Genomic DNA, 5,329 nt, shown 5'->3' with positions numbered 1-5,329 from the left:
CCGCTTCCACCACGCGTTTAACCGCCTGCCAACCGGCGCTGTTGAGCGTTTCCGTTAACAGGTTATCGGCGCTGGCGCGATCGCCATGATAAATGCCATGCCACGCGGCGTAATCCGGATTGGCAGGTGCGGGCTGTGAAAAATCAATGAAGTTGCGATTGAGGTCGATGTTGTCTTCATTGACGCGGCGTAAATGTGCCGCGCCCCACGGATTGAGCAGATGCAGCATCACGATGGCGGTGTCAGCGGGCAGCGCCGTGAGGTTAAAGGTATCCAGCCAGGCGATCTGGCAATCGGATCCGTAATAGCCTTCCACGCCGTGCGTGCCGGAGATCACCAGCATCAACCGAGATGCGTTGGCATCGCCGATTACCGCCACATCGGTGAAAAGTTCCTCTCCTTGCGGACCGGGTAACGGATGCGCGTATGACGTTAATGCGCCGTTTTGCCGTTTGACGGCGGCGAGAAAACGGGCGCGTTGGGTTGGGTAGTGAGGTAAGTTTTGCATGATTTTTTGTGAGTGTGGGTGCGGTTGGTGGGCGAGGTCGCCATAAATGGCGCCAAATGGTTTCGTAGGGTGCGCATTTATGCGCACCGTTTAAATGGACGCGATGACTTTTACGGATAGACCTTAAACTTGAAGTACTTCTTCGCCAGTTGATCGTAAGTGCCGTTGCTGTGCAGTTCCGCCAGCGCGGTGTTGATCAACTTCAGATTAGCCGCATCATCTTTGCGCAATCCAATGCCCACGCCATTGCCCAACACTTCTTTATCCACCAGCGTGGCGCTGATGACGTAGTCTTTGCCTGCTGGCGTGTTAAGAAAACCTTGTTCTGCCGAAACGGCATTCGCCAGGCTGGCGTCGAGACGTCCCGCCACCAAATCCGGGTAGATCTCCATCTGATTAGGGTAAGAAACCACACTCACGCCTTTGGTTGCCCATTGCGCTTTGGCGTAGGTTTCCTGAATAGTGCCCTGCGCGACGCCAATTCTTTTGCCACGCAGCGCGTTAATGTCTCCGGTTAGCGGAGCGTTGGCCGGTGTAAGTAACGCGCTCGGCGTGACATAAAGCATGTCGCTGAATGCCACCTGCTCGCGGCGTTTCTCGGTCATCGACATCGCCGAAAGAATGGCATCAAACTTTCTCGCCTGCAGCGCCGGAATGCTGCCATCGAAACCGATCTGCACCCATTGGCACTTCACTTTCGCCTGGGCACAAATGGCGTTACCCAGATCGATATCAAAGCCCTGCAGCGAACCGTCGCTGGCTTTGGATTCAAACGGCGGGAACGTGGGATCAACACCGAAACGCAAGGTTTGCTGAGCAAAAGAAGCGTGGCTGAACGCGCTCAGTGAAAGCAGTAAGGCAAAGGACAAACTCTTCTTCATTGTTATCTCCGGCAGGTAGCTAAATTCACAACGTCATACAGAGTTAATAACATGGTGGACATGATCCCACTACAGAAATTACGGATTTAATGCAGAGGGAATACTTATTAAACAGAAGGGGTTAAGTGATTTTATCTTCGGCAGTAAGAGAATCTTAATGCCGAAGATGAACGTTATGCGGAAACCAGACTTAGTTTGGATACACTTTGATATCCAAAATGATATTGAAATATTCTGACTAAATGCCAGATTCAGGAATTTGATACATCGTGAACCTGGATTTTTTAAGTGTCTATTCTTCGCATACAGCGCGATAAGGAATTAGCCTTGTCTATTATTGTATGTAACGAGCCACGATGACCAGCGCGAATATAAAGAAAACCACAATAGGCCAAACTGGACTTCCTGGAAAAAAATGAGCCTGGAGCAATGCAAAAACAAGGGTCAACATTGCCGGTCCGTACATCCATATAAACGACCTGGCTAATGAACGCATTGCGTTTTTTATAAATTTAATCATGGTTGTCTTATCAACTTGGTAATGATCTTGGCATCGGAAGCACCCGCGCGTGACATTACGGGTTAGGTTAGGAAATACATTATTTCCAGGTTCTGTACATAGAGCGCCGAATAATAGGTGGGATATTGAGTTTTAAGGCGGTGGGCAGTATCTGTGGCCCTCTGAACAATGCCGTATAATTAGCTGAACTCGATATCCATACAAAAATCAGGGTTGAAGATACTTTTTATCAAACTTAGTTTCCATCAATTATGTGTTATGCCTGTTAGATAAGCGTGAATTGGTCGCCATGAATGGCGCCCCTACAAAGGATTAGCGCGTTTTTCGTAGGGTGCGCATTCATGCGCACCTGGATGCATAGGCAATTTTTTCTTTATTGAGTGCTATTACCACTATTTGCATTAGTCCAATTCCTATAACAATTGCGCATGTCATTCTTTTGTCATAACTCGCTCACGCTGATGTCAGAGCCGATTGCATATCCTGATGGCCTACCTTCCCATCAGGAGTATTACGATGAAATTGAACAAACTTACCTTTGCAGCGGGCATGCTGCTGGCTATCGCAAGCGGCGCGGCGCAGGTTCAGGCGCAGCCGATTAAGAATATTGTGCTGGTGCACGGCGCGTTCGTCGGCGGTGCGGGCTGGCGTCCGGTGTATGACCGTTTGACGCATGACGGCTACAACGTGACGCTGGTACAAGAACCGCTGACCGGCTTCCCGGAAGATGTGACGGCGACGCGCCGCATTATCGATCAGCAAAATGGCCCGGTGATTTTGGTCGGCCACAGTTACGGCGGCGCGATCATCACTGAAGCCGGTAACGACGCGAAAGTGGCTGGGCTGGTTTATATCGCAGCGCATGCGCTGGATAACGGCGAAACTGAAGCCAGCAACGGCAAAAAATTCCCTAATAGCGCCCATCCGTTTGCTAAATCCAGCGACGGTTATCTGACCATCGCCCCAGAAAATTACCACGGCGATTTCGCTGCTGACTTACCGGCGGTGCAGGCCGATTTTGAAGCGCACGCACAGATGCCAACCAACTCAGCCGTGTTCACCGCCAACATTCCCGACCCGGCGTGGAAGACCAAGCCTAGCTGGTACATGGTGGCGAAAGCTGACAAAATCATCAGTCCCGATCTGGAGCGCATGTACGCCAAACGCGCGCACAGCCACACGGTGGAGATTGCTGGAGCCAGCCATTCGGTGTATCAATCGCATCCTGATGACGTCGCGAAGTTGATCGAGCAAGCCGCGTTACACGCCCAGCCCTAAAACCTTATCCCGCGGAGAAGCGCATGAAAATTTTGGTGATTGAAGATGAAGCCAAAGCGCGCGATTACATGCGCAAAGGATTGACCGAAGCGGGATTTATCGTTGATGTGGCGGAAAATGGCCAGGATGGTTTGTTCTATGCGCAGGAGCATCATTACGATTTGATTCTGCTCGACGTAATGATGCCCGGCATGGACGGCTGGCAAGTGATGGCGGCGCTGGATAAGCAGATCCACACGCCGGTGATTTTCCTCACCGCCAAAGGCACGCTGGAGGATCGCATCAAAGGGCTGGAACTGGGCGCCGATGATTATCTGGTCAAGCCCTTTTCATTCGCCGAACTGCTGGCGCGCGTGCGCACCCAATTGCGGCGCGGCGGGCAGCAGAAGTTACCGGATGTTCTGCAACTGGCCGATCTGCAACTCGATATCCTCAAACGTCGCGTTGAGCGCGGCGGTCAACGTATCGATCTCACCAACAAAGAGTTCAACCTGCTGCACTTGTTCCTGCTGCATCCCGGCGAAGTACTGACGCGCACCGTGATTGCCTCGCGCGTGTGGGACATGAATTTTGACAGCGACACCAACGTGGTCGATGTGGCGGTGAAACGTCTGCGACAGAAAATTGATGGCCCGTTTGCCAAGCCGCTGATTCATACCGTACACGGCGTGGGCTATCGCTGCGAAGCCGAATCATGAAAACCCGTTCGCTCGCCGCGCGCCTGTCGCTGCTGCTCAGCGCCACAGTGATCGTCATCTTCTCCCTCAGCGGCATCGCGCTTTATCACTCGCTGGCAACGCAGATTGGTGTGCGCGACGATGCAGCATTGCTGACGCGCATCGATCAGATTCGCACGCTGCTGCGCGATGAAGATGCGATTACATTGATTCAGCAAAAGCCGCGTTTGTTCGCCAACATGCTCGGCAATACCGAATCGTTATTGGTGCTGCGTTTTCCCGGTCAGCCGCCGCTGATTGTGGTCAATCCCGGCCAGCGCCCGATTCCTGCAATTACGCCGGTTCCAGCCGATCAACCGCTGGCTCTGTCGTCGGTGCATCATCTCACCGCCGCAGACGGTACGCCGTTTATCTCGGCGGCCGCGCTAGCACCAACGCGCGATGGCAACGGCCAGATTGAGATCATCACCGGCCGCCTGATGAGCGACCGCACGCAAACGCTCAACAGTTATCGCGATCAAATCATCCTCGGCACCGCGCTGGCGGCGTTGCTGGTGGCGGCGATCAGCGTCTGGCTGGTGCGGCGCGCTTTAACACCGCTGCGTCGGTTGGCGGCGCAGGCGGATGCCATTGACGTGCGCCATTTGTCGCAGCGCATGCCTGAACAGGCGGCAGCGGAACTACAGCCGCTGGTGGCGGCTTTTAATCAGATGCTGAGTCGCCTTGAACGGGGTTATCAGCAGTTGAGCCAGGTTTCTGCCGATATGGCACACGATCTGCGCACGCCGATTAGCACGCTCATAGGCCAAACCGAAGTGGCGCTGAGTCAAACGCGCAGCGTCGGCGATTATCAGGCGCTGCTCGGCTCCAATTACGAGGAGCTGGAGCGGCTGGCGAAGATGATCGACAACATGCTGTTTCTTGCCAAAGCAGAAGATGCCAGCCAGTCAATGGATGTGCAGAACATCGATCTGGCGCTGCTCGGCGAGAAGTTGCAGGACTACTTTGACGGCATGGCGGAAGAGCAGTCGATGCGGCTGGAGATGACGCTGCACGGCGAACTGCGCGCCGATCCGCAACTGCTGCAACGCGCGCTGGCGAATTTGATGGCGAACGCCTTGCGCTACGGCGATCGAAATTCCACCGTGCGAGTTTTCAATCAAGGCAGCAGTTTAGTGGTGGAAAATCAGGGTCCGGCGCTGAGTGCTGAACAGCAGGCGCGCATCTTTGATCGCTTCTGGCGCGCCGACGCATCACGTCATCAGGGCAGCAGCGGTTTGGGATTGTCGATTGTGCGCAGCATCATGCGATTACATCAGGGAAGTTGTGAGGTGCACAGCGAAGATGGCGTGATTCGTTTTACGCTGCGGTTTCCGTCGGTTGGGTGCGGCCATTGAAACGGTGCGCATAAAGGTATGACCGGGCTGATGGGTTACAGATCAGACCGGGCACATAGGTAACACAT

5 protein-coding genes are annotated in these 5,329 nt (G+C 53.7%); 3 read left to right on the top strand and 2 right to left on the bottom strand.

Going from position 1 to position 5,329, the window contains the following annotated elements; all coding sequences use genetic code 11:
- Both RTY00_RS18990 and RTY00_RS18985 read right to left on the bottom strand, forming a co-directional pair.
- Window positions 1-508: DUF2817 domain-containing protein (locus RTY00_RS18990; protein ID WP_312665514.1), on the bottom strand; the 508-nt coding region annotated here is incomplete at its 3' end.
- Between the two features lie 110 nt (window positions 509-618).
- Window positions 619-1,389: a transporter substrate-binding domain-containing protein gene (locus RTY00_RS18985; RefSeq protein WP_061719112.1), complete on the bottom strand. Its 771-nt coding sequence runs from the start codon at window positions 1,387-1,389 to the stop codon at window positions 619-621.
- Between the two features lie 1,036 nt (window positions 1,390-2,425).
- On the opposite strand from RTY00_RS18985, the gene RTY00_RS18980 reads away from it, so the two are divergent.
- The 3 genes from RTY00_RS18980 to RTY00_RS18970 are packed head-to-tail and all read left to right on the top strand — an operon-like array spanning window position 2,426 to window position 5,261.
- Window positions 2,426-3,187 (top strand): alpha/beta hydrolase, encoded by a 762-nt coding sequence (locus tag RTY00_RS18980; protein WP_312665513.1) that lies wholly within the window; start codon window positions 2,426-2,428, stop codon window positions 3,185-3,187.
- 23 nt (window positions 3,188-3,210) lie between these two features.
- Window positions 3,211-3,885 carry a heavy metal response regulator transcription factor gene (locus RTY00_RS18975; RefSeq protein WP_312665512.1) on the top strand — a complete coding sequence of 225 codons (675 nt, stop codon included), beginning with the start codon at window positions 3,211-3,213 and terminating at the stop codon, window positions 3,883-3,885.
- A complete protein-coding gene (locus tag RTY00_RS18970) occupies window positions 3,882-5,261 on the top strand; it encodes a heavy metal sensor histidine kinase (RefSeq protein WP_312665510.1) in 1,380 nt (459 codons plus the stop codon). The genes RTY00_RS18975 and RTY00_RS18970 overlap by 4 nt, the downstream gene beginning before the upstream one ends.
- The last annotated feature ends 68 nt before the right edge of the window (window positions 5,262-5,329 follow it).

Origin of the sequence: Pantoea sp. CTOTU49201, assembly GCF_032054795.1 — a bacterium.
Taxonomy (GTDB): Bacteria; Pseudomonadota; Gammaproteobacteria; order Enterobacterales; family Enterobacteriaceae; genus Pantoea; species Pantoea symbiotica.
This window is presented reverse-complemented; position numbering and strand designations above follow the sequence as displayed.

Coding starts and splice junctions, on each gene's coding strand:
- RTY00_RS18985 (WP_061719112.1), bottom strand. CDS start 1,389: ATGAAGAAGAGTTTGTCCTTTGCCTTACTGCTTTCACTGAGCGCGTTC.
- RTY00_RS18980 (WP_312665513.1), top strand. CDS start 2,426: ATGAAATTGAACAAACTTACCTTTGCAGCGGGCATGCTGCTGGCTATC.
- RTY00_RS18975 (WP_312665512.1), top strand. CDS start 3,211: ATGAAAATTTTGGTGATTGAAGATGAAGCCAAAGCGCGCGATTACATG.
- RTY00_RS18970 (WP_312665510.1), top strand. CDS start 3,882: ATGAAAACCCGTTCGCTCGCCGCGCGCCTGTCGCTGCTGCTCAGCGCC.